Origin of the sequence: Providencia alcalifaciens, assembly GCF_020271745.1 — a bacterium.
Taxonomy (GTDB): Bacteria; Pseudomonadota; Gammaproteobacteria; order Enterobacterales; family Enterobacteriaceae; genus Providencia; species Providencia alcalifaciens_B.
In genome coordinates this window covers 2,302,686-2,326,709 of the sequence record NZ_CP084296.1, presented here as the reverse complement: position 1 = coordinate 2,326,709, position 24,024 = coordinate 2,302,686, and the positions used below count along the sequence as shown (strand labels likewise).

Sequence of the window (24,024 nt, the reverse complement as noted above, 5' to 3'; positions counted from 1 at the left end):
TTATTTTTGATACAAAAATACGCAAAGTAAAAGTCAGATTCGCCCATGGAGGTGATTATGGATGAATACTCACCCAAGAAACATGATATAGCTGAATTAAAATATCTATGTAACAGTTTGAATAGAGACGCAATATCAAGTTTACTAAAAACAAACACCCATTGGGTAAATGATCTTAGTTCGGCACAAAGCATCAGTCTCAATGAGCTCGTTGAGCATATTGCAGCTTTTGTCTGGCGATTCAAAATCAAGTATCCAAAAGAAAATCTCGTTATTTCTCTTGTTGAAGAGTATCTTGACGAGACATATAATTTATTTGGCAGCCCAGTAATTACTTTCAGCGAAATCATTGACTGGGAAAGTATGAATCAAAATCTTGTCGCCGTGCTCGATGATGATCTAAAATGCCTGACAAGTAAGACATAGAATCACCATTTACCTTTAATTTCACTATCCCATAGTATATTTTAGGTTATCGACACATAAAGAAAGGGCGTTATGACCAAATCCGATTATCTGATGCGTTTAAGAAAATGCACCACTATTGAAACACTTGAGCGCGTTATTGAAAAAAATAAGTATGAGTTATCTGATGATGAATTAGAGTTATTTTACTCTGCAGCAGATCATCGTCTTGCCGAACTCACTATGAATAAACTTTACGATAAAATCCCAGCATCTGTTTGGAAGTTTGTTAGATAAATACTTATTTACGCGCATAGATAGTGAATGGTTATAGCCGGTAATACTTTATCGGCTCAATGAAAATTCCTTACTTATTTTAGTTAGTATTCACCGAATACTGACAACCTCTTTATATCCTTTTATTTTCACCTTTCCCTAATCCCAATTAATTTAACATTTCATGCGATAATAGCTATTTCAATATCAATTGAACCATTGTAAATACCAATTAAGAATAGCAATCAATTTCTTATTATTAAAATAGATTAAGCCAAGCACGATAATAACAAGAAAGCATAGCCAAGAGACAATAGTTATTGTTACTGAGCATTTGATTGATGAAAATGAGGATATGAAGATTGAGAGGGAACTTGATATTGGGTGGGAGCCCTGCCAGCGACATCCCGGCACACACGACCCCTGCTATGGCTGCTTCCTTCCGGACCTGACCTAGTTAACAAGTTAGCGTTGCGGGAGAACCAACAGAGCCCCCATTGATTGCTTCTTTCAAAGCACGGGCATTATGCTTGATAGATAGTTAAATAGCAAGAAAGTGGCGATCAAGTGCTGTTTTATTACACAAAAATCTGAAGGCTATTTAATACAGATTAGTATGAACAAAAAATATTGGCAGGAATTAATATTTATGAATAAGAAGCAACCGCTAGTTAGCAGGAACCAGAAGTAAATCAATATTTTCAACCATGCCATTATTGATCACTTCGGTCGACGATTCTGTAATATAGACTAATTTTCCATCGGCGTGTAACGTCGCACTAACCGTGATTTTAGCTTGGTTTCTTATTTCATTTTTGTGGTATGTCAACTGGTACGGGAGCGTCACTTGATTGTTCAAGTTAGTATAGTGCCTTTGAGATAATATCAGCGCTGGCAGCTCAACAAATGAGTTATCTACCATGGTGACCGTAATGTCTAGGTTTTCAGATAATCCTTTGTTTTTAGCAATCAGGATATTTCCGCTGATCGTACCAATATCTACCTGCTGATTTTCGTGATTACTTTTCCCTTTTACCCTTTTTTCAGGGGGATTGGCGTTGTTCCCTTCACACCCTACTAAGAAAATAAGTATCAACGAACTAATCATGTAGCGATAGAATGTCATTATGATTACCTGTAATGTTTTGATTTAATTAGACATTTTAATATGATTATTCTTGATATATTAGAGTTTATCTAAACTTAGAAAATTATATCTAATACAAATTAAATAATGAAATTATATTTCAAATTGTAACCAAAAACGGCTGTCAATTAATCCGTACACAAACTGCCTACCTATTTTTGTGAATTAATGGGAAAATAGCTGCATCTGATATTTTTTAACCGTCTTCAAGGTAACTATGAGCACAGAATTACAAAACTTAATTAGCCTAATAAAACTCGAAAAAATTGAAGAAGGTATTTTTCGGGGACAAAGTGAAGATCTTGGTTTGCCACAAGTTTTTGGTGGGCAGGTTGTTGGACAAGCCATGTATGCAGCGAAACAAACCACCCCAGAAGATCGCATCATAACCTCATTTCATAGCTATTTTCTGCGTCCAGGAGACAGCCAAAAACCGATTGTCTACGATGTAGAAATTTTACGTGATGGCGGCAGCTTTAGTACACGTCGGATTAGCGCCATTCAAAATGGTAAACCGATCTTCTTCATGACAGCCTCATTTCAAGAACAAGAAGATGGATTTAACCATCAAAATTTAATGCCCGATGTCCCTGCACCAGAGCAATTGATTTCACAAGATGAAATTATTCAACGCATCGCAGACCAGCTCCCCGATGCTGTCAAAAAATATGCACTGCGTCCTAATCCTTTCGAGTTTCGCCCAATACAATTCTATAGCCCGTTTGATAGCGCACCTCAAGAACCCTTTCGCTATATTTGGTTTAAGGCGAAAGGAGAGCTACCCAAGACACCAGAGTTGCATGACTACTTGTTAGGCTACGCATCGGATTACAATTTCCTTCCTGCTGCATTACAGCCTCATGGACGTGGGTTCATGGAACGTGATTTACAAGTGGCAACGATTGACCATTCAATGTGGTTCCATCGCCCTTATCGCCTCGATGAATGGCTACTTTATGCCATTGAAAGCCCTTCTGCTTCTGGTGGGCGTGGCTTTGTGAAAGGGCAAATTTATAATCAGCAAGGGGATTTAGTGGCAACAACGGTACAAGAAGGGGTCATTCGTAAGAGAAAACCGCGATAACTTCCTGATTTATATCAGTCCAAAAAAAGTAAGTTATTACTTACTTTTAGGTAAGAAAGCCTCAACTTTATAGAGGTCCTAATTGTGAGGCTTTTCTTGCTGGGCAACCTTATCCGTTTGTCAATTCAACATATATGTCAGTAAGCACTAACTAATCTAATAATGCTTCCGCTACGGCTTCATCACGAGAATTCAATGACTCGCCCACTTGTTGTAATTGATACATCTGGTAATAGCGTCCTTCCTGCTGGAGAAGTTCAGCATGATTTCCTTGCTCAACGATCATTCCTCTATGAAGAACAACAACTTGATCAGCATCCACAATCGTTGATAAGCGATGAGCGATTACCACCAGCGTAGTGTTTCGACGAATAACTCGTAACGCCTTTTGGATGGCCTGCTCAGTGCCAGAGTCTATATTCGCGGTCGCTTCATCCAATATCAGAATTTTCGGTGTTACGACGAGCACCCGCGCCATCGCCAATAACTGTCGTTGCCCAACGGATAAAGTGTTTCCTTGCTCACCTAACAATGAATCCAATCCATCTGGCAATTCACGAACATGCTGAGCTAATTGTACGGTTTCAAGGACTTCCCACACTTTTTCTTGAGAAACATCGCGTCCTAGTGCCACGTTATCAAAGAATGAAGCAGCGAGTACCACAGGATCCTGCTGAACCATAGCAATACCATTTCGTAATACTTGATGGGAAAGTGAATTTAAATCCCGTCCATCCAGTAAAATTTCCCCTTCCTGCCATGGGTAATACCCCATGACTAAGTTTGCAATGGTACTTTTTCCACTTCCTGTGTGCCCAACGAGTGCCACGAAATGATGTTCTGGAACGGATAAATTAATATCATCAAGGACTTTTTTATCATCTCGATAAGCAAAAGAGAGGTGTTTGATCTCAATTGCCCCGCCCTGTAATGGCGCAACATTTTCGCCATAGCCTTGTTGTGGACTATCCATCAACTCAAAAACACGTTCACCGGATACAACCGCTTGCTGCAACATGGACTGCTGAGATGTCAGCTCGATTAACGGCTCGTTTAAACGACCTAAATAGTTAATGAAAACATACAGAACCCCGACACCAACAGTGCTGGTACCGTCAAATCCAAATAGTAACAATAGCCCACATAGCACACAGGCAGAGAACAAACTCAGTAGTGGCCTGAGTAGTAACCCATCTAACTTCAATGCTTTCATTCGGGAATGATAGTGGTCTTCACTTGCTTCCAACATTTTTTTGCCAAATCTGGCTTGCTGTAAAAATTGCTGGATAACCGTCATACCATTAATGACTTCATTGAAACCATTATTAATATCTGCCAAATACGCCCGAACACGGCGTACAATTGGTGTACTAAGCCGCTGATAAATCAGCATTACGATCAAAACCGCAGGGAAAATGAGCACCGCAATGGATGCCATTCGCCACTCTAAAGAAAACATGGCGACGAGCATGGCACAAATTAATGCCAAACTGCGAAAGATAGTTGGTACAACCATGACAAACAGATCTTTGATCACTTCTGTGTCGTTGGTGACACGAGAAATAATTTGCCCAACTGGTTGCTTATCAAAAGCACTTAATGGCTGGCGCAGAGCCGCATTCATCACATCTGTTCGTAGATTTTGCACCACGCCAACAGAGGCTTGATTAAACAGAATTTTTTGATGGTAGTGAAGAAGCGCAGCAATGATTTGCAGCGCAATAAATCCAATCACCATATACAACGTCAGTGGCATAATAATCTGTTTTTTCGCCACCATATTGTCAATAAAGTAGCTAATCAGTAATGGCCCACTAACTTCTGCGGCAGCAGCCAACCATAGCATAACAATTGCCACCCCCATGGTACCGCGGTAAGGTTTACCGTATGATAATAAGCGTTTTAATGCAGGCCAAAGCGGCTTTCTCTGGCTCATAAATCACCGTCCAAAGCGGCTTCAATTTGCTGATAATGATACATATCGCTGTACCAACCAGATTGCTGGGAAAGTACTTTATGAGTGCCTTTGGCAACTATGCCACCATGATATAGCACAAGAATATTATCAGCATCCACTAAAGCTGATAGACGATGGGCGCTAATGATCAACGTTCTTCCCTGTCTCCAACGAGACAAATTCTGCAATATGGTGTGCTCTGTCTGCCCATCAACTGCAGATAACGCATCATCCAAAACAAGAATTTCAGCATTTTGTAAAATCGCCCGTGCAATGGAAATTCGCTGTTTTTGCCCACCAGAGAGCATCACACCGCGCTCTCCCACTTGGGTTTGATACCCTTCCGGTAGACGTAAAATGTCTTCATGTACACAAGCAACTCGAGCCGCTTCTTCTATTTGCTCCATTGTTGCATTTGGCTGCCCAAGAGCGATATTGTTTGCGACCGAATCAGAAAATAGGAATGGAGACTGATTCACTATTGATAACCTTGCCCGCCACTCATCGAGTCGAATATCTGTCAGTGATTTATTTTGATAAATAATCTCACCTTCATTCACATCAAAATGGCGTTGTAGCACAGTAATTAATGTGGATTTCCCAGATCCCGTTGGCCCACATAACCCAAGGAAGCTCCCTGGTTTTACGTTGAACTGGATATCATGCAAAGCATGGCGCTGAGTTTCGGGATACGAAAATGTTCTGATATTGACGTTTAACTCGCCTTTTTCCGCAAGTAAACTTTGGCTACCATCTTTAATCGCTAATGGCTCGTCTAATAAGCTTAAAATCCGGCTATACGCTGCACTTCCTCGTTCAACAATGTTAAACATCCATGCAAGGGCTAGCATCGGCCAGATCATCAGCCCTAAATACATAACAAAGCTGGTGAGCTCTCCAAGGGTTAATGTGTCATTCAACACCATCCAGCTTCCACCCGCGATGGCTAATAAGTTTGCCATTCCAATCGCCATAAAAATAGTTGGGTCAAAACGAGCATCAATCTTCGCTACATGCATATTCCTGCGTCCAGCCTCAGTAGCAACTTGCTCAAATTGATTGGATTGATGGGCTTCAAGACCAAATGCTTTGATCATTCTAATACTGGTTAGGCTCTCTTGTGCATGGTTATTTAACGATGAGAAAGCACCTTGAGCATGTTTAAAGCGGTGATGAAGCTGGTCACCATAACGTTTAATGACTAGTGCCATAATGGGCATAGGGATCAATGCCAGGAGTGTGAGCTGCCAACTTATTTCGATACTCATCATGATCAGGACGGCACATCCCATCACTAAGGAGTCAACAAGAGTTAAGACGCCTTCGCCTGCGGCAAATACCACACGATCCACATCATTCGTGGTACGAGCGATGAGGTCTCCCGTGCGATATTTCAAATAAAATGGCTGATTTTGTAAGCTAAGCTGCTGATAAATTTGTTGTCTTAACCGGACGGCCAATTTGTAGGAAGCGCCAAATAGCCATAAACGCCAAACATAGCGTAACCCATAAACGGTTAAAGCAATTCCGAGCATGGATAATACGTACGTCACAAGTTGTTGATTAGTCATCGATCCTTTACTAATACCATCCACTATCACACCCACAAAGCGTGGTGGGATAATTTGTAAAATAGCAATGACCACAAGAAAACAAATAGCGCCAACATAGCGACGCCATTCGCTTATAAAATACCAACGTAACTGTGAAAATAATCGCACGTATTACTGCCTTGAATGATGTTAGAGACTGCTTACTTTATTATTAGAAACTTTGTGCTCTTCCGCTAATATATGACTTGTTGATTAGTCAGGGATTGGCAACACGGTTGTATATTTAATTTTTTCCATTGCAAAACTGGAGGTTACATCAATTAAACCATGAACGCCATTGACCAATTTCTTATAAAATAGATCATAGGATTTCATATCATGAACTTCGACTTGCATCAGATAGTCATACTCACCGGCCATGCGATAAAACACTAAAACTTCCGGCAGTTTTTCCACAAATGAAACAAATTGCGCATACCATTCGCTATTATGTTGTTGGGTTTTGATCATGACAATCACCGTCAATCCCAATCCCAGTTTTTCGCCATCTAATAGCGTGACTCGTCCTCGAATATATCCTTCGTCTTCTAACCGTTTGAGTCGCTTCCAGCATGGTGTCGAGGTTAAATTGACGGCTTCTGCTAATGAGTTTAATGATAAACTGCTGTCATTTTGTAATAAGCCAAGTAATTTTTTATCTATTTTATCCAGCATGTTGAGCCCCTGAACAAATCCTGTTATCAGCAAAATTCTATCATGATGAAATAATAAAGCTGTTACGAATTGCTAGTATTGTAGAATAAATTTGCATAAATAACCGAAACATAGCATAAATTGCTTAATTTAGAGGCTGAGGTACAAAAACAGACTGTTCATTCCCCTCTTGGCTCGTTAACATAGAGCTAAATTAATATCCTCATTATTTAATCTTAGGAGAGACTCATGAAACGTGCTGTTGTTGTCTTCAGCGGAGGACAAGACTCAACAACCTGCCTAATTCAAGCACTCAAACATTATGATGAGGTTCATTGTGTCACCTTTGATTATGGTCAGCGCCACCACTTAGAAATCGATATTGCACAAAAGCTTAGCCAACAATTAGGGGCAAAAGCGCATAAAGTTCTCGATGTCACCCTACTCAATGAGTTAGCGGTTAGTAGCTTAACCCGTGATAACATTCCGGTTCCTGACTATGAAGAAAGCGAAGCCAGCGGGTTACCAAGTACTTTTGTACCCGGACGTAATATTCTATTCCTAACACTCGCCGCTATCTATGCATACCAAGTACAAGCAGAAGCAGTGATCACCGGTGTCTGTGAAACCGACTTTTCAGGTTACCCTGATTGCCGTGATGAGTTTGTCAAAGCGCTCAATCATGCGGTTAGCCTAGGCCTAGCAAAAGATATTCGCTTCGAAACACCACTTATGTGGTTAGACAAAGCACAAACATGGGCTCTTGCTGACTACTATGGGCACCTTGAGACTATCCGCACTCAAACTCTCACTTGCTACAATGGTATTCCAGGTGATGGCTGTTCCGAATGCGCCGCATGCCATTTACGCAGTAAAGGCTTGAATTATTACCTCAATAATAAACATGCCGTTATGGATTCATTACTCAAACAACTCAATGCAATGAAGTAATTCTAAAAGCCAGCCATGATTCGTGTTTCCTGGTTGGCTATACTTCGATAAAAGCATCTGTTTTGTTTTTCAGTGACTCAATTTTTTCGCGAAGTTCATCCTCAATCACCATGGCTTTATTGGCTTTACCATCAATGAAGACAAACGTGACGTACGCATCAGATACCACTTCATCTATGCCATTACGATGGCGAATAATTTGTTGGTAACAAACAGCACTCTTCACGCCAATTTTATCCATTCGTGAAATAACGGTTAGCTCATCGCCCAACCCGACTGCTTGGAAATAGTTAACATTAATATTCACCGCTGCCATAACGATTCGATGCTGGATAGCCCATTCAATAAGATTATCTTTGCCCATCCAATCCCATCTATCCGCTTCATAAAACTCTAAGTACCGAGCGTTATTGACATGCTGAAAGACATCAATGTGATAACCGAGCACTTTTATGTGTATCGCCATAACTACTCCGACCAGTTGAATTATTTGATAACATAAAAATAACAAATATTTGAAAGAGCTGCTTAAAAAATATCACTAATCAGACTTGGCTCTCATATTCGCGCGTTAAATCAAATTTCATAGCACAAGTATTACCCATAATTTGTTTTTAATCTCATAACGCCACTTTCTATTTCCTAAAAAATAGCCCACGTTGAAAGTGGGCTATTTTTACTTATAGGACGAGTTTATTACGATTTTTCTCTAAAAATGCAGGGCCAATTCCCTGTACTTCTAGGATATTTTCCACGGTATTAAAAGTGCCGTATTTTTCTCGATATTCCACAATAGCCTGAGCTTTCTGTTTACCAATCCCATTGAGTTTCCTCGCTAATTCCTCAGCAGTGGCTTGATTAATATTCACTTGGTCTGGGGATGCTAAACTCACCACATTTTTTACTTCATCACTATTTTGAGGCTGCACTATCGTTGCTACTGGTTTTTCAGTTTCTGCTTTTTTGACTGCTGCAAATGCAGATAAAGGGCATAACATTGCCATCATTAACGCTGTCCCTAGTCCTTGTTTAATGCTTTTATTCCATTTCATCATTGTTCTCCTATGTGTATTGAGACATCACAATGCCAGAGAATTTTTCCAAAAACTTTTCTTCGCTTTATACAATGCGAAAGGCCACCCAATGGGTGGCCTTTTATTACAGATATTACAATCTTAGTTGCGAAGCGCTTCGCAATTATTCCATGCAAATAACTTATTCTAAGCTTTGCACTTCAATTTTTGCATTCGCGCGTAAATTCAGCATTAATGCTTCATTCACCGCTGAGCTCATTGCACCACGATATTCGTTAGATAACTGGCTCAGCTCATCAGCAGTTGGCTGGCCTAAAGTCACTTTATCTAATTGAACAATTAACAAATTATCTTTTTGGTCATAAGCGATTGCATAAGTTGGTTTACCGTCAGTTGGCGGAGTCATCTTCATCGCAACGTCAGTCACATCCGTTGCAGGTGCCAGGAATGAAACTGTTTGAACAGCACCAAACTGAGTGTCTGCAGCTTTCAATGCTTCATCACCTTTACCTGCTTGTAACTCTGCCAGTAATTTTTCACCATTCGCTTTTAATTGTGCAGACGCTTTCTGACGCTTAACTAATGCTTCGATATCCGCTTTTACTGTTTCGAATGGCTCTGTTGATTCCGCTTTATAATCTGTCACACGCAGGACAAATGCACGATCCCCTTCAACGTTTATCACGTCAGAGTTGATACCTGTTGCGCCTTTTTTATCGACTAAACGGTCGCTGAAAACTTCGTTAATGACTTTCGGGAAATTCAGTTGTGCTGGTGGGTTTTGACGATCAAACCAACCAGTAGTTGCAACTTTCAAGCCAGAAATGCTTTCTACTGATGCTAATGATTCATTGTCATTAGTCGCAGCTTCACTCACTTTCTGTTGTAAATCGTAAAATTGTTTGACGCTTTTATCTTGGATTAAGCTAGTTTCAAGACTCGATTTAACATCATCAAAAGGCTTAATCGCTTCTGGCTTAACGTCATCTAAACGGAATAAAACATAATTATCTTGAACTTTGATCGGTGCTGAAACTTGACCCTTCTCGGTTAAATTTGCACTGATAATTTCGCTTGGTGTAGAAGTTGCTTCCATCCAACCAATCACGCCTTTGTTGCCTGCACTGAATTTATCTGTAGATTTTTCTGTGGCTAAAGTTGCGAAATCAGCACCACCTTTCAGCTCGGCTTCTATAGCTTGCGCATCTTTTTCTGATGCCACTTGAATCATGCTATACAGCTTTTGTTCCGCTTTCGTGAAATTCTTTAGATTTTCATCATAATAAGCTTTCACTTCTTCAGCCGTCACGGATGCTTTTGGCATAGATGCCGCATCCATTTCTACATAGCTTACTTGAACTTGTTCAGGTGAAATGAAGCTGTTTTGATTTGCCGCGTAATACGCTTTTAATTCATCTTCAGAAACAGTTTGTTTAGCTTCTAGCGCAGCTAACGACAAGCTTGCCGTGCGGACTTCACGCTCTTGCATAAACAGTTCTGCATACGCTTTTACTTCTGAAGGCAGTGCAAATTCTGTTCCGGTGAACGATTTACCTAATTGCGCGCGAACTAAATCTTGGCGAATTTGTGCCGCAAAATCATCTGCATTAATATTGTAACGTTTTAAAATTTCGCGGTATTTTTCACTATCAAAATTCCCATTCGTTTGGAAAATTTGCATAGCAAAAATAGCTTGCTCAATTTGTTGGTCGCTAGCAGAGAGTTGTAACTCATTAGCGTATTGATTAATCAACTGATTATTGATTAAGTTATTCAAAGCTTGGGTACGCAGCTCTTTCATGTAGTTGTCATTACTTGCAACTTCAGAGAATTTATCTCCTAAGTAATCTTGTAATGACTGGCGCTCTTGCTGGAAAGCTTGCTGTAATTGTTCCTTGCTTATTGGCTGTCCATTGACTTCAGCAGCATTATTATTTGAGCCACCAATCACATAGCCAGCAACACCTGTCAGCACGAATGACAAGATAATAATAGCTAACAACACTTTAATAAAAGGACTGTTCGCCTTCGTGCGTAGATCTTCCATCATAAAAAGGCTTAACTCCGCTTTGCTTTGTTGAATTTCTTAATATTACGCTAATTTTAACTCAGATAGAAAAAAAAGCGCACCATTTCCATGGCGCGCTTATATATTAGCTGATTAAAGACATTACGTCAGTTTGAGTTTTCGCAAAAATGCGTGAAAGACGAAACTAAACTCAATTAACCGTTAACAGCGTCTTTAAGACCTTTACCTGCACGGAATGCAGGAACTTTTGCCGCAGCAATTTTAATTTCTTTACCTGTCTGCGGGTTACGACCTGTACGTGCTGCGCGTTGACGTACATTAAAAGTACCAAAACCAACTAAAGTAACATCATCACCTTTGCTCAGAGACTTCGTTACAGAAGCAACGAAAGCGTCGACTACGCGACCTGCTGCTGCTTTAGAAATATTTGCTTCTGCAGCGATTTTTTCAATCAGTTGAGACTTATTCACTATTATCATCCCCATATTAGTTTTGACTTTATCGGTTAATTAACCAACTACAGTATAGTTAACATTACTAAGTATAGTTAATTAACGATGCAGCCGTTATATCAATCCTAAATATTAATGGCAAGAAAACAGATAGCACGCTAACCATTATCAGAATCTTCGCTAAAGTAGCGACGAAAAAAAAGGCTGACAAGCCCTAAATTAGTTGTCAGCCTTAATTTTATACAAACTTCTTGATTCAGCTCACTCTTTTAGCTTTCTTTTGGACCACTTCAGCCCCAAAAGGAGGATTGACTAATGCTAATGAGAGGACTTCTTCAATTGTCTTAACAGGATGGATTTGCAAATCAGCAATCACATTCTGAGGGATTTCTTCTAAATCACGTTTGTTATCATCAGGGATAAGAACCGTTTTAATACCACCACGATGAGCTGCCAGTAACTTTTCTTTCAGCCCGCCAATGGGTAATACTAACCCACGTAATGTAATTTCACCGGTCATCGCTACATCCGCTTTGACAGGGTTGCCCGTTAAGCAAGAAACCAGTGCCGTTGACATTGCGATACCTGCACTTGGGCCATCTTTCGGGGTTGCGCCTTCTGGTACGTGAACGTGGATATCACGTTTTTCATAGAAGTCACCGTTAATACCCAGTTTTTCTGCACGAGCACGTACCACAGTCAATGCTGTTTGAATTGACTCTTGCATGACTTCACCCAGAGAACCGGTGTAAGTTAGCTTACCTTTACCCGGTACACAGGCAGTTTCGATGGTAAGTAAGTCACCACCAACTTCAGTCCATGCTAAACCAGTGACTTGCCCTACACGGTTTTCCGTATCCGCATGACCATAATCAAAGCGACGAACACCTAAGTAGTCTTTTAGATTATCTGCCGTGATTTCAATATGCTTCAGTTTTTTATCCATCAGCAGCGCTTTCACCGCTTTACGACACAGCTTAGAAATTTCACGCTCTAAACTACGCACGCCGGCTTCACGAGTGTAGTAACGAATGATGCTCATAATTGCGCCATCATCGATAGATAACTCACCTTTTTTCAAGGCGTTACGCTCGATTTGCTTGGATAATAGATGTCTCTTCGCAATATTCAGTTTTTCGTCTTCGGTATAACCAGACAGACGGATCACTTCCATACGGTCTAACAATGGAGCCGGAATATTCATCGAGTTCGATGTTGCCACAAACATTACGTCAGACAGATCATAATCAACTTCCAGATAATGGTCGTTGAATGCAACGTTTTGCTCTGGATCTAACACTTCTAACAGTGCTGATGCAGGGTCCCCTCGCATATCTGAAGACATTTTGTCGATTTCATCCAGTAAAAACAGTGGGTTTTTAACCCCAACTTTCGCCATTTTCTGGATAAGTTTACCCGGCATTGAACCAATATAAGTACGGCGGTGACCACGAATTTCCGCTTCGTCACGAACCCCACCAAGAGCCATACGGGTATATTCACGCCCTGTTGCTTTCGCGATAGATTGTCCCAGTGACGTTTTACCAACCCCTGGAGGCCCAACTAAGCATAAGATTGGCCCTTTGATTTTACTGACACGGCTTTGAACCGCGAGGTATTCAAGGATACGGTCTTTAACGCGCTCTAAACCATAGTGGTCTGTGTCGAGCACTTCTTGCGCTTTCACTAAATCTTTTTTGACTTTGCTGCGCTTATGCCACGGAACCTGAACCATCCAATCAATGTAGCTACGAACCACAGTCGCTTCCGCTGACATTGGAGACATCATTTTCAGCTTCTGCAATTCAGCTTCGGCTTTTTCTTGCGCCTCTTTTGGCATTTTCGCTTCTTCGATTTTGCGTTTCAGCGATTCGTTTTCATCTGGAGCATCATCCATTTCGCCAAGTTCTTTTTGAATCGCTTTCATTTGCTCATTCAAATAGTACTCGCGCTGGCTTTTTTCCATCTGTTTTTTCACGCGGTTGCGAATGCGTTTTTCAACTTGCAGTAGTTCAGTTTCTGATTCCATCATTGCCATCAGGAACTCAACACGCTCAGCAATGTTTGCCATTTCTAAAACGCGCTGCTTATCTGCCAGTTTTAACGGCATGTGTGAAGCAATCGTATCAGCCAGTTTATCTAGCTGGTCTTGCTCAATAGCATGCAGTGAAGTCAAAACTTCAGGTGGAATTTTTTTGTTCAGTTTGATGTAGCTTTCGAACTGGCTAACAATAGTGCGATATAAAACTTCTTGCTCTTTTTCGTCAACCAATTCCGTAGTGCTAGACTCTTTTGACTCGTCATCGTAGATAGCTTCTTTCGCACTATCATTCGCTAAATATTCAGCTTGTGCTAAGAAATACTCGCCATTATCAGTCAGGCTAGTAATGCGGGCACGACGTAGTCCTTCAACGAGTACTTTAACGGTACCGTCAGGTAGTTTCAGCATCTGGATCACAGATGCAATTGTCCCAACAGTAAATAAATCATTCACCCCAGGCTCATCGGTTGAGGCTTCTTTTTGCGCAACCAGCATCACTTGCTTATCATGATCCATTGCTGCTTCCAGACTGTGAATGGATTTTTCACGTCCAACAAACAGTGGGATCACCATATGTGGGTACACCACTACATCACGCAGAGGCAATACTGGTATTTCAATGCGTTCGGAACGCTCTGGATTCATAAAGCTCTCTCTTCGTTTAGCACACGCCAGTTAAGGGTTTCTGCTTATAACAGAAAAAATTCTTGTAAAACACTGCGATATAAACAGTGCTCTTTCAAAATAAGGAAACCACAACTAAGAATATAAACTATATGGGGACAAGATTTTAGCATTCAATGGTTAGTTAAACATAAAAAACAAAATGAGGGTTCCCCCTCATTTTGTTTGATTACTTATTGAACACAGACGAGAAGTTAATTATCGCCAGAAGCTTGGGCATCCGGTTTGCTGTAGATTAACAGCGGTTCTGACTGTTCATTAATCACATTTTCATCTACAACTACTTTTTCAACATCACTCATTGAAGGTAGATCGTACATGGTATTAAGTAGAGCTGCTTCGACGATTGAACGTAAGCCACGAGCACCTGTTTTACGTGCCATCGCTTTTTTCGCTATCGCCGTTAATGCCTCTTCACGAAACTCTAATTCAGTACCTTCGAGGTTAAACAGGGCTTGGTACTGTTTAGTCAATGCGTTTTTCGGCTCTTTTAAGATCTGAATCAGTGCTTCTTCACTCAGTTCAGTCAATGTGGCAACCACAGGTAAACGACCGATAAACTCAGGAATCAAACCAAATTTAATGAGATCTTCAGGCTCCGCTTGAGTGAGTAATTCACCTTCAGTTGCCTTCTCAGATTCCCCTTTAACTTGCGCAGCAAAGCCAATCCCTGAACGAGTATTCAGACGTTGGCCAATAACCTTATCCAACCCTGCAAATGCACCACCACAGATAAACAGAATTTTCGAGGTATCAACCTGTAAGAACTCTTGTTGCGGATGCTTACGACCACCTTGCGGCGGAACCGCAGCTACAGTGCCTTCAATCAGTTTCAGTAATGCTTGTTGCACCCCCTCACCTGATACATCACGGGTGATGGATGGGTTATCAGATTTACGAGAAATTTTATCAATTTCATCGATATAGACGATACCACGTTGAGCTTTCTCAACATCATAATCACATTTTTGTAGCAGCTTCTGGATGATATTTTCAACGTCTTCACCCACGTAACCCGCTTCAGTTAATGTGGTCGCATCCGCCATAGTGAATGGCACATCTAAATAGCGAGCTAACGTTTCCGCTAATAACGTTTTACCACTACCCGTCGGGCCAATTAGCAGAATGTTACTTTTGCCTAATTCAACACCATCGCTGGTTTTATCACCATTGCGTAGGCGTTTGTAGTGGTTATAAACAGCAACCGCTAACACTTTTTTCGCTTTTTCTTGACCAATAACGTAGTCGTCAAGATGCTGTCTGATTTCGTGGGGAGTTGGCAATTCACTACGCTCGCGATGCGGAGCAAGTTCTTTTATCTCTTCACGAATGATGTCGAGGCATAAATCCACGCATTCATCACAAATATAGACTGACGGACCGGCAATCAGCTTACGTACTTCATGCTGACTTTTTCCGCAGAAAGAACAGTACAGTAATTTACCTGCCCCTTCTTTGCGTTTATCTGTCATCAGTAGACCTCACTTATATTTATAATGCCTTGTTTTATCTAACTTCCGCAGTAAAACAAGGCAAGAAATTTTCAAAACCTTTTGGATATAAATTAATTATATCAAAATATTCGCAAATTAACGGCTGGTATAAATATTATCAACCAGACCATATTCTTTGGCTTCATTTGCTGATAAGAAACGGTCACGCTCTGTGTCGCGGCTAATTTCTTCGATGGTTTTACCTGTATGTTGAGCCATCAATTCATTCATACGCGATTTCACTTTCAAAATTTCTTGAGCGTGAATTTCAATGTCTGTCGCTTGTCCTTGATAGCCACCTAATGGTTGGTGGATCATGACACGAGAGTTTGGCAAGCAGAAACGCTTACCTTTTGTACCTGCGGTTAATAAGAACGCACCCATTGAGCACGCTTGCCCCATACAGATAGTGCTAACATCAGGTTTAATAAATTGCATGGTGTCATAGATTGACATTCCTGCAGTGATCACTCCACCAGGTGAGTTGATATAAAGTTGAATATCTTTCTCTGGGTTTTCTGCTTCAAGAAATAGCATTTGAGCGACAATTAAGTTCGCCATATGATCTTCCACCTGACCTGTCAGGAAGATAATACGTTCTTTTAATAGACGTGAATAAATATCATATGAGCGCTCACCTCGAGAGGTTTGCTCGATAACCATTGGCACTAGTGCCATTTGGGATGCTAACTGCTCCTGACCGCCAAAATGTGACATCGAAATCTCCTATTAAAAACTTTCTGGTGCTTGCGCCTAATTTGCTGTCTGTCCGCCATTTTGGGCAGGGATCGTGCTACAAACAATATTTCTAAAAAAACACTCTTTCGAAGTTAGTTGTGTCTGCCTGCTTATGCTCTTCGCTTACTTCATTATTTTAGTCACTTTTTTAAATTTTGGTTAAAAAGCAGCTAAAGAATTAAGCCAGAATACAGTTGAAAACACTGCGATAGGCAAGACGCTCTGTTAAAGAGTTTAACACAAGTCTATCTCGTTACACGGTTTTATGCTGTTGAAAACCACGCTCCACACAAAAATACCCTTATCATCCAGCAAACAATATCTTGATAACTCTTATTATAATTAGGGTTTAAATGTAATTTTCAAGATGATTTGCACAAAGTCTAAATATTACGACGCTAATTGACAAAAAACCCGCAGTGAAACACCACGGGTTTTACTTTGTACTGCTAAAAAGAAAAATTAACCAGCTTGAACTTGGTTCATCAGCTCAGTAAAGTTAGTTTCTTTTTCAGTTACTTTAGCCGCTGCCAGAATAGTTTCTACAGCTTGCTCTTCTAACGCTAAGTTACGAACACTGTTCATCAGCTCTTCATTTTTGCTGTAGTATTCGATAACTTCTGATGGATCTTCGTAAGCAGAAGCCATGTCTTCGATCAGCGCTTTAACGCGATCTTCGTCAGCTTTCAGCTCGTTAGTACGGATAACTTCGCCTAACAGCAAACCAACAATTACGCGACGTTTAGCTTGTTCTTCGAACAGTTCACGTGGTAATTCCATCGCTTGTTTTTCGTTGCCACCAAAACGCTGTGCAGCTTGACGACGCAGAACATCGATTTCACCATCAACAACTGCTGCTGGGACTTCGATTTCGTTAGCGTTAACCAGACCTTCCAGAACTTGCGCTTTAACACGGTTACGAACTGCATTTTTCAGCTCACGTTCCATGTTTTTACGAACTTCTGCACGCAGACCGTCTACTGAACCGTCAGCAATACCGAAACGCTTAACGAACTCTTCAGTAAATTCTGGCAGTTCACGCTGCTCAACTTTCTTTAGAACGATTGCGAATTTAGCCGCTTTACCTTTCAGGTTTTCTGCATGGTAATCTTCTGGGAAGTTAACTTCGATATCGAATTCTTCACCAGCTTTATGACCAACAACGCCTTCTTCGAAGCCTGGGATCATACGGCCTTCACCCATAACCAGTGCGAAGTCTTCAGCTTTACCACCTTCGAATTCTTCACCGTCGATAGAACCTGTGAAGTTAATAGTGATACGTGAATCCGCAGCCGCTGCATCTTCAACTTCTTTCCACTGTGCTTGTTGCTTACGCAGAGTTTCCAGCATGTCGTTGAGGTCTTCGTCTTTCACAGTTACAGCTGGTTTTTCAACTTCGATAGTTTCAAAACCTTTTAATTCGATTTCTGGGTACACTTCGAACTCAACCGCGTAAACGAAGTCTTTACCGTCTTCGAACATTTCTGGCTTGTAGCTTGGTGCGCCAGCTGGATTGATTTTTTGTTCAATGATTGCATTGATAAAGTTACGTTGCATAACATCGCCCAGAACGTCTTGCATTACAGACGCACCGTAACGTTGTTTAACGATGTGCATTGGTACTTTCCCTTTACGGAAACCATCAACACGGACTTTCTTAGCAACGTTAACCAGCTCGCTATTCAGCGCTTTTTCAATATCAGTGGCAGGAACGGTGATTGTTACACGACGCCCAAGGCCTTGAGTCGTTTCAACAGAAACTTGCATCTTCTTACCTCAAAATAAATCTTAGTGATCGGTCTACTCCAGAGTTATGCCATTAAATCATAATGGCAATCTCCCTTCCAGAACCGGGGGCGTTACTTTCATAACGGTCATCCCTGATATCAGAAGCGTCCCGAAACCTTACTGAAAATTAGACGCAGCATTATACCGATGCATGCGCCCTGAGTCGAGAAAAGCCGATAAAAGAAGCGATCATTCCTCTTTATTTGTGACTTTTCTGACTAAAAATTCATTTTCCTCTCTCAAATTGAGGGAAAAACACTCACTTACAGCCACCTCTATAAACATACTATTGATATTCATATGTCATCAAGGCGTTTGATTAGCGATTCACACCACCAACACCACGACAAGCAGGTGATTTTAGCACTGTACTCGCTAATTCATTCCACTCTTTCGGCGTATAAGTGTGTAATGCTAAAGCATGGATCCCACCTGCAAGCTCGTCAGCCAAAATAGCATAGATTTCACGGTGACGACCAATCATACGTTTGTTTTCAAATTTATCACTGACTAAAACCACTTTGAAATGGCTCTCTGAACCAGGTAACACATTATGTTGATGACTTTCATTAATCACCTCCATGTGTTCAGGTTCAAATGCAGACTGTAGCTTTTCACTCACGCGAGACTGCATAGTTTGTGGCATATTGGCGTCCATAAAGACTCCTAAATTAATTAAAAAACGCTACAGCATATTTGAAAAAAATCACTCAATCATTCTGCTGGCAACTATCTTCTTATTATAGAAATAGCGGATAATAGCATCTACATTGTTGAAACTATGGTCTGAGAATGCAAAATGTTCATCGACTGCACATTTATTATGCGAATTTTTTTCTCAAACTGTTGTCTAATAGTGTGCGTTGTTGCACCCCGAACCATAACGGAACATTTTCAATTAGGAAAGATGAACTGGGAAGAATTATGTTAAGAAAACTGTGTTTTCCACTTTTTGCGTTATTTCTATTAGCGGGCTGTACTGCGCCGTCTAATACGCTGTCCCTCGAACCTAAAATTGCATTACCAGCCAAAAACCCGACGCTCAATGCGACTTCAATTAGTGTAAGTAGCGTTGATAACCGTACAAATCGCTCATTGGCTGAAATTAATCGAAATGGTACTTTAGAGGTGCTCAATCCCTCTCGCGATCCCCGTTATCTAATGCAAGAAGCAGTAGAAAAGCAGATGGCCGCTCGTGGTTTCATGGTGACTTCTCCCGCCAATATCAACTTAGTGGTTCAATTAAACAAATTGAGCACCCAAGTGAGCGAAGGAAGTTTACGCCATAATATTACGGTTAATTCCAGCGTTGTCGTGAATGCTACCGCGCCAAATGGCTCAACCAAAAGCCGGAGTTATAGCCGTAATTACAATACCCAAGGTGCATTAGGCGCAACCAATGAAAAAATAGCTGCGGCGATTAACCTTGCTTTAAGTGATTTAATTTCAGATATGGCGAAAGACCAAGAACTGGCCGATTTTATCAGACAAAATTCACGATATTAATCGCGCGTCAAGAATGATTTCATACTAGTATCATTCTGGTTCATAGGGGGTTAGCAAAAAATAGCCTGCTTTCTCCTACTAACCCAAGTACTAACCCAAGTTATTTCTTTAATACAAATAGCTTGGGTTGTTTTATCTTTCCACTGCGCCATTCTTCGCGCAACGTAATACACCAGCATCAGGCGATGAGGGAATAATGCCACGTTTTACACTGCCCAAATTTACACTGCCCAATAATGTTACCTTAATTTTACTGGGATTCGTCTCAGGGTTGCCCTTGGCATTAACCGCGGGAACATTACAAGCTTGGTTAACCGTTGAAAAAATTGACATTAAAACCATCGGTTTCTTTTCTCTTGTCGGTCAAGCCTACGTTTTAAAATTTCTATGGTCCCCTATGATGGATCGTTATACCCCCCCATTTTTAGGGCGTCGCAGAGGGTGGTTATTAACAACGCAAATTTTGCTTGTTATTAGCATTGCCGCCATGAGTTTTATGAACCCGTCGGAACATCTTTGGTGGTTAGCTGCGTTAGCAGTCACTGTAGCATTCTGTTCCGCATCCCAAGATATTGTCTTTGATGCCTATAAAACAGATTTACTAAGCGCAGAAGAGCGAGGTATTGGTGCAGCAACATCTGTCATGGGATATCGCATCAGTATGTTGGTTTCTGGGGGATTAGCACTTTGGCTTGCTGATAAATTCTTAACGTGGCAACAGCTTTACTTAGTCATGGCTGGTCTGATGTTTATTGGGGTCTTCGCTACCTTATTCGCAAAAGAGCCTCAAGAAAACACCGCCCCACCAACGTCTTTAAAAGATGCTATTTATGAGCCACTTGCCGAATTTTTTAGCCGAAATAATGCATGGCTGATTTTGTTGCTTCTCATCTTTTATAAAATGGGTGATGCTTTCGTTATGGCGCTAAATACTAACTTTTTACTTAATGCTCTTGGCTTTAGTTTAAGCGAAGTGGGTACAGTAAATAAAACCGTTGGTATGGCGGCTACAATCATCGGGGCCCTATTTGGGGGTTATCTGATGAAAAATATGAGCCTATTTAAAGCATTATTCGTCTTCGGTGTGCTCCAAGGTGGCTCGAATATTGGCTACTGGTTCCTCGCAGTAACACCACCAAATATTATTAGCATGGGATCTATTATATTCCTCGAAAATATCTTTTCAGGAATGGGAACCGCGGCATTTGTCGCCTTATTAATGACCTTATGTAATAAGTCTTTATCAGCGACTCAATTTGCCTTGCTTTCAGCATTATCCGCTGTCGGTCGTGTTTATATCGGTCCTGTCGCAAGTATTTTTGTCAGTACCTACGGCTGGCCAATGTTCTACTTAATCTCCATCGGCGTTGCAGTACCGGGGGTTTTATTACTACTCGCTTGCCGAACTTCGTTGTTATACACCCAAGATACGGGAGAGTTTCAACGCAGAGAGTTTTTTCCTCGCGAATATAAAATTGCGGTTTATGCACTAATGGCAGCAGTATTTACACTGGCGGTTTGGTTAATTAGTTTACTAATCACATCATTTGCAGGGGTGAAAGTTTACTTGTTTACTTCCCATATTTCCTTGTGGTTATCGCTCCCTTCTTATCAGAATCTCATATTTAACATAGGTATAGCCATTGGAACCATCAGCCTTATTGTCGGTGGAACCCTCGACTTCCTCGCTGTCCGCAAAACCATAAAACATAAACCTTCCTGATATTTTTGATTGATTCTCTCTCTATCCAGCCCGCGACGCCCCAAGTTAAACTAATTAATTTGGGGAATCACTCCTTTTTCCGCAAATTAGATCTCTCTAGCAAATATCGTTTAAAGATTGACAAAAGCGTGATCAGCATCACTCATTCTCTGAAAGATATTTTTTAATTGCAAAATGAAAGCTTAATATCTCACATGTTTGAGGATGGTTAGTTGACAAGCTAAAAATTTGCGTAACAACTAATTTTTATTAATACATAAACGAAAATAATGTCTTATGAAAAAAACACTACTCTGTGCTGCTGCTTTAGCATCATTGGCAGGAACTGCAAATGCTGAAAATTTTCTTGGGTATCAGAATGGTTTCGCAGATATCAACGTGAACTATCTCGACTGGTCCCGTCATACAGAAAATAAATCTAAAAATACAACCCATAAGGAAGATTTCGCTTACTTCGAGTTAGAAGGTGGCGCTAATTTCAATTGGGGTGAATTATATGGTTTCTTTGATGTTGAAAACCCATTTAATAAACAGCATGAAGATCCAGGCAAAAACCAACGTTATACGCTGAAAACAACAGCTCGTGTCTATATTGCAGATACTGGATTCAACTTATACGGCCACGTTTATGGTACTTGGTCTTTACCAGGTGACAAACATGGCGGCAACTTCCATGAAGTCAACACACTGTATGGTATAGGTTATAACACCTCGATTGGTGATCTGTGGTTCAAACCTTTCGTGGCTTTGCACTATGTTGACCAAACCTATTATTCCGGTAATAACGGCTATGTGGTTGGTTGGGTTGCAGGTTACAACTTCAAAATGTTCCAAGAAGATTTCATGATCACTAACTGGCATGAAATGGAATTTGCACGTCATGAGCGTTATGGTAACGGTGGTCGTGATGGCGTGAACGGCGCATTAGCTTTCTGGTGGAACGCGACGCCACATTTAGCTGCGGGTGTTCAATATCGTTATGCTGATAATAAATTAGGTGATGACTTCTACCAAGATGCAATCATTTATACATTAAAGTATAACTTCTAGTAACTACGAAAATATTGTTTATTTTTTTAACATATTTCCTTTAGTTTCAAAAATATAACAATTTTTCTGTATTATTTTGCCGGTAAAGTCATCAATTTGGCTTTATCGGCAATGTAATCAGTAATTTCCCCTACTAACTTTCTTAACAATCCAAGCAGTTTCCATATTTTTTTGTCAATTTTGTATATATTTTTCTTTGAAAAATTACCAAGATAATTTAGTATTCATACTGTTTTATCAAAACATACCTATAATTAGCAGCAACTTTAACCTTTTAGAAGCAAAAGCTTTACATGTGATCATATTAACATAAAAAGCTAACATTTCCGTTTCTTTGCCTTACAATCATTTACACTCGCACAACCTTACCGTAAAATGCCCGCACTGATGAAACGACAATTAGATTCTTGTCATTTGGGGTCGTGGATGAGACTTATGAACTACAAAAAAAGCATTGGAGCAATCTCACTTGTTGCAGCAGCCTTATTATTAGGTGGTTGCGATATGGTGTTGATGGATCCTAAAGGCGCCGTTGGCGTAAAACAAAAAGAGCTGATTCTTATTGCAATCGGCTTGATGCTCCTTGTTGTGATTCCTGTTATTTTTATGGCGTTTATCTTCGCTGTAAAATATCGTGAGTCCAATAAGTCAGCTACTTATCGTCCTAACTGGGCTCACTCTAACAAAATTGAGTTAGTCTGCTGGACAGTTCCTATCATTATTATCATTATTCTGGGTGCTATCACTTGGAAGACGACTCATGAGCTGGACCCGTATCAGCCATTAGTTAGTGATCAGGAACCTGTTACCATTCAAGTTATTTCAGCTGACTGGAAATGGATCTTTATCTATCCAGATCAAGGTATTGCTACAGTCAATGAAATCGCATTCCCTACTGGTGTTCCTGTAAATTTCAAAATCACGTCTGATTCTGTGATGAACTCATTCTTCATCCCATCTTTAGGTGGACAGATCTACGCGATGGCAGGCATGCAAACAAAACTTCACTTAATCGCTAACGAACCAGGTACCTATAAAGGCTTCTCAGCCAGCTATAGCGGTCACGGGTTCTCAGATATGAAGTTCAATGCTATTGCAACAGCAGATCGCCAAGGCTTCGATGAGTGGGTACAGAAAGTAAAAGCATCACCTAAAACTATGGATACGATGCAGGCATTCGACGAAGTTGCTAAACCTAGCATGAACGTTCCTGTTACCTACTTCTCTAGCGTGAAACCTAAACTTTATGAAGACATCATTATGAAGTTTGGTCATGAGCACCATAAAGGTCACGCTCCTGTAGATACTAATAATGAAGCAAATCATTCTATGCAGATGGGCAATACTGCTCAAGCGCAAGAATCTACAGGTCAATCAATGCATATGAGCCATAACGCTCCTGCAGGCGCTGAGGAATAAG

21 protein-coding genes and 1 other RNA gene are annotated in these 24,024 nt (G+C 40.7%); 8 read left to right on the top strand and 14 right to left on the bottom strand.

From position 1 onward, the window contains the following. The first annotated feature begins 57 nt into the window (after nt 1–57). On the top strand, nt 58–426 hold the full coding sequence (gene tomB / locus LDO51_RS10625; RefSeq protein ID WP_225574546.1) for an Hha toxicity modulator TomB: 369 nt from the start codon (nt 58–60) through the stop codon (nt 424–426). 72 nt (nt 427–498) lie between these two features. Then, a complete protein-coding gene (locus LDO51_RS10620) occupies nt 499–702 on the top strand; it encodes an HHA domain-containing protein (RefSeq protein ID WP_004905417.1) in 204 nt (67 codons plus the stop codon). Between the two features lie 370 nt (nt 703–1,072). Here LDO51_RS10620 and ffs read toward each other — a convergent pair. Together ffs and LDO51_RS10610 are read right to left on the bottom strand one after the other, a co-directional pair. Next, nucleotides 1,073–1,169, bottom strand: an RNA gene (gene ffs, locus LDO51_RS10615) — signal recognition particle sRNA small type. Nucleotides 1,170–1,348: 179 nt separating this feature from the next. After that, nucleotides 1,349–1,807: a YbaY family lipoprotein gene (locus tag LDO51_RS10610; protein ID WP_225574545.1), complete on the bottom strand. Its 459-nt coding sequence runs from the start codon at nt 1,805–1,807 to the stop codon at nt 1,349–1,351. A 238-nt stretch (nt 1,808–2,045) separates the two neighbouring features. Between LDO51_RS10610 and tesB the strand changes: the two genes are divergently transcribed. After that, nucleotides 2,046–2,912 (top strand): acyl-CoA thioesterase II, encoded by an 867-nt coding sequence (tesB, locus tag LDO51_RS10605; RefSeq protein WP_225574544.1) that lies wholly within the window; start codon nt 2,046–2,048, stop codon nt 2,910–2,912. 151 nt (nt 2,913–3,063) lie between these two features. Here tesB and LDO51_RS10600 read toward each other — a convergent pair whose 3' ends face one another. The 3 genes from LDO51_RS10600 to LDO51_RS10590 form a co-directional block, all read right to left on the bottom strand. Next, nucleotides 3,064–4,848 (bottom strand): SmdB family multidrug efflux ABC transporter permease/ATP-binding protein, encoded by a 1,785-nt coding sequence (locus LDO51_RS10600; RefSeq protein ID WP_225574543.1) that lies wholly within the window; start codon nt 4,846–4,848, stop codon nt 3,064–3,066. Then, nucleotides 4,845–6,590 (bottom strand): SmdA family multidrug ABC transporter permease/ATP-binding protein, encoded by a 1,746-nt coding sequence (locus LDO51_RS10595; RefSeq protein WP_225574542.1) that lies wholly within the window; start codon nt 6,588–6,590, stop codon nt 4,845–4,847. The genes LDO51_RS10600 and LDO51_RS10595 overlap by 4 nt, the downstream gene beginning before the upstream one ends. An 84-nt stretch (nt 6,591–6,674) precedes the next feature. Next, complete coding sequence (locus LDO51_RS10590; protein WP_006657227.1) at nt 6,675–7,136, bottom strand: Lrp/AsnC family transcriptional regulator; 462 nt, start codon at nt 7,134–7,136, stop codon at nt 6,675–6,677. Nucleotides 7,137–7,364: 228 nt separating this feature from the next. On the opposite strand from LDO51_RS10590, the gene queC reads away from it, so the two are divergent. Continuing rightward, nucleotides 7,365–8,066: a 7-cyano-7-deazaguanine synthase QueC gene (gene queC / locus LDO51_RS10585; RefSeq protein ID WP_225574541.1), complete on the top strand. Its 702-nt coding sequence runs from the start codon at nt 7,365–7,367 to the stop codon at nt 8,064–8,066. A 37-nt stretch (nt 8,067–8,103) separates the two neighbouring features. On the opposite strand, the gene LDO51_RS10580 is transcribed toward queC, so the two are convergent. The 9 genes from LDO51_RS10580 to bolA all read right to left on the bottom strand — a co-directional run bounded on the left by LDO51_RS10580 (nt 8,104) and on the right by bolA (nt 18,983). Then, nucleotides 8,104–8,532 carry an acyl-CoA thioesterase gene (locus tag LDO51_RS10580; RefSeq protein ID WP_225574539.1) on the bottom strand — a complete coding sequence of 143 codons (429 nt, stop codon included), beginning with the start codon at nt 8,530–8,532 and terminating at the stop codon, nt 8,104–8,106. Between the two features lie 214 nt (nt 8,533–8,746). After that, nucleotides 8,747–9,118 carry a ComEA family DNA-binding protein gene (locus LDO51_RS10575; protein ID WP_225574538.1) on the bottom strand — a complete coding sequence of 124 codons (372 nt, stop codon included), beginning with the start codon at nt 9,116–9,118 and terminating at the stop codon, nt 8,747–8,749. A 163-nt stretch (nt 9,119–9,281) separates the two neighbouring features. Further along, complete coding sequence (ppiD, locus tag LDO51_RS10570; protein WP_225574537.1) at nt 9,282–11,150, bottom strand: peptidylprolyl isomerase; 1,869 nt, start codon at nt 11,148–11,150, stop codon at nt 9,282–9,284. A 173-nt stretch (nt 11,151–11,323) separates the two neighbouring features. Beyond that, complete coding sequence (gene hupB / locus LDO51_RS10565) at nt 11,324–11,599, bottom strand: nucleoid-associated protein HU-beta (protein ID WP_181478026.1); 276 nt, start codon at nt 11,597–11,599, stop codon at nt 11,324–11,326. A gap of 238 nt (nt 11,600–11,837) precedes the next feature. Further along, the gene (lon, locus tag LDO51_RS10560) at nt 11,838–14,267 is read right to left on the bottom strand and encodes an endopeptidase La (RefSeq protein WP_225574536.1); all 2,430 of its coding nucleotides are present in this window, start codon (nt 14,265–14,267) and stop codon (nt 11,838–11,840) included. A gap of 233 nt (nt 14,268–14,500) precedes the next feature. After that, complete coding sequence (gene clpX / locus LDO51_RS10555; RefSeq protein WP_006657220.1) at nt 14,501–15,778, bottom strand: ATP-dependent protease ATP-binding subunit ClpX; 1,278 nt, start codon at nt 15,776–15,778, stop codon at nt 14,501–14,503. A gap of 117 nt (nt 15,779–15,895) precedes the next feature. After that, nucleotides 15,896–16,516, bottom strand: a complete 621-nt coding sequence (gene clpP / locus LDO51_RS10550; protein ID WP_225574535.1) for an ATP-dependent Clp endopeptidase proteolytic subunit ClpP — start codon at nt 16,514–16,516, stop codon at nt 15,896–15,898. 483 nt (nt 16,517–16,999) lie between these two features. After that, on the bottom strand, nt 17,000–18,304 hold the full coding sequence (tig, locus tag LDO51_RS10545; RefSeq protein ID WP_225574534.1) for a trigger factor: 1,305 nt from the start codon (nt 18,302–18,304) through the stop codon (nt 17,000–17,002). A 340-nt stretch (nt 18,305–18,644) separates the two neighbouring features. Continuing rightward, the gene (bolA, locus tag LDO51_RS10540; protein ID WP_225574533.1) at nt 18,645–18,983 is read right to left on the bottom strand and encodes a transcriptional regulator BolA; all 339 of its coding nucleotides are present in this window, start codon (nt 18,981–18,983) and stop codon (nt 18,645–18,647) included. A 266-nt stretch (nt 18,984–19,249) separates the two neighbouring features. Between bolA and LDO51_RS10535 the strand changes: the two genes are divergently transcribed. From LDO51_RS10535 to cyoA, 4 genes are all read left to right on the top strand, one after another. Continuing rightward, nucleotides 19,250–19,831: a YajG family lipoprotein gene (locus LDO51_RS10535; RefSeq protein WP_225574532.1), complete on the top strand. Its 582-nt coding sequence runs from the start codon at nt 19,250–19,252 to the stop codon at nt 19,829–19,831. Nucleotides 19,832–20,027: 196 nt separating this feature from the next. Further along, a complete protein-coding gene (gene ampG, locus LDO51_RS10530; RefSeq protein ID WP_225574531.1) occupies nt 20,028–21,554 on the top strand; it encodes a muropeptide MFS transporter AmpG in 1,527 nt (508 codons plus the stop codon). Nucleotides 21,555–21,830: 276 nt separating this feature from the next. Continuing rightward, nucleotides 21,831–22,604 (top strand): outer membrane protein OmpK, encoded by a 774-nt coding sequence (locus tag LDO51_RS10525; RefSeq protein WP_225574530.1) that lies wholly within the window; start codon nt 21,831–21,833, stop codon nt 22,602–22,604. Nucleotides 22,605–23,030: 426 nt separating this feature from the next. After that, a complete protein-coding gene (gene cyoA, locus LDO51_RS10520) occupies nt 23,031–24,023 on the top strand; it encodes a cytochrome o ubiquinol oxidase subunit II (protein WP_225574529.1) in 993 nt (330 codons plus the stop codon). The last annotated feature ends 1 nt before the right edge of the window (nt 24,024 follow it).